1 tRNA gene and 1 rRNA gene are annotated in these 777 nt (G+C 49.8%); both read left to right on the top strand.

Annotated features, from left to right (window positions below):
* A 16S ribosomal RNA gene (locus tag ABLU86_RS17705) occupies nt 1-464 on the top strand; the annotation flags it as partial.
* Between the two features lie 85 nt (nt 465-549).
* Nucleotides 550-625 (top strand) — tRNA-Glu (locus tag ABLU86_RS17710).
* Nucleotides 626-777: the final 152 nt, after the last annotated feature.

The raw sequence follows: 777 nt of genomic DNA on the forward strand, positions 1-777 counted from the left end.
GAAATGTTGGGTTAAGTCCCGCAACGAGCGCAACCCTTATCCTTTGTTGCCAGCGATTAGGTCGGGAACTCAAAGGAGACTGCCAGTGATAAACTGGAGGAAGGTGGGGATGACGTCAAGTCATCATGGCCCTTACGAGTAGGGCTACACACGTGCTACAATGGCATATACAAAGAGAAGCGACCTCGCGAGAGCAAGCGGACCTCATAAAGTATGTCGTAGTCCGGATTGGAGTCTGCAACTCGACTCCATGAAGTCGGAATCGCTAGTAATCGTAGATCAGAATGCTACGGTGAATACGTTCCCGGGCCTTGTACACACCGCCCGTCACACCATGGGAGTGGGTTGCAAAAGAAGTAGGTAGCTTAACCTTCGGGAGGGCGCTTACCACTTTGTGATTCATGACTGGGGTGAAGTCGTAACAAGGTAACCGTAGGGGAACCTGCGGTTGGATCACCTCCTTACCTTAAAGAACCTGCCTTTGTAGTGTCCACACAGATTGTCTGATGAAAGTAAAGAAGCAAGGCGTCTTGCGATTGAGACTTCAGTGTCCCCTTCGTCTAGAGGCCCAGGACACCGCCCTTTCACGGCGGTAACAGGGGTTCGAATCCCCTAGGGGACGCCACTTGCTGGTTCGTGAGTGAAAGACGCGTGCCGATATATCTCAAAACTCATCTTCGGGTGACGTTTGAGATATTTGCTCTTTAAAAATCTGGATCAAGCTGAAAATTGAAACGACACACAGTTAATGTGTGTTCGAGTCTCTCAAATTTTCGC

The organism is Klebsiella sp. JN_Kp121 (assembly GCF_040062145.1).
Classification (GTDB): Bacteria; Pseudomonadota; Gammaproteobacteria; order Enterobacterales; family Enterobacteriaceae; genus Klebsiella; species Klebsiella aerogenes.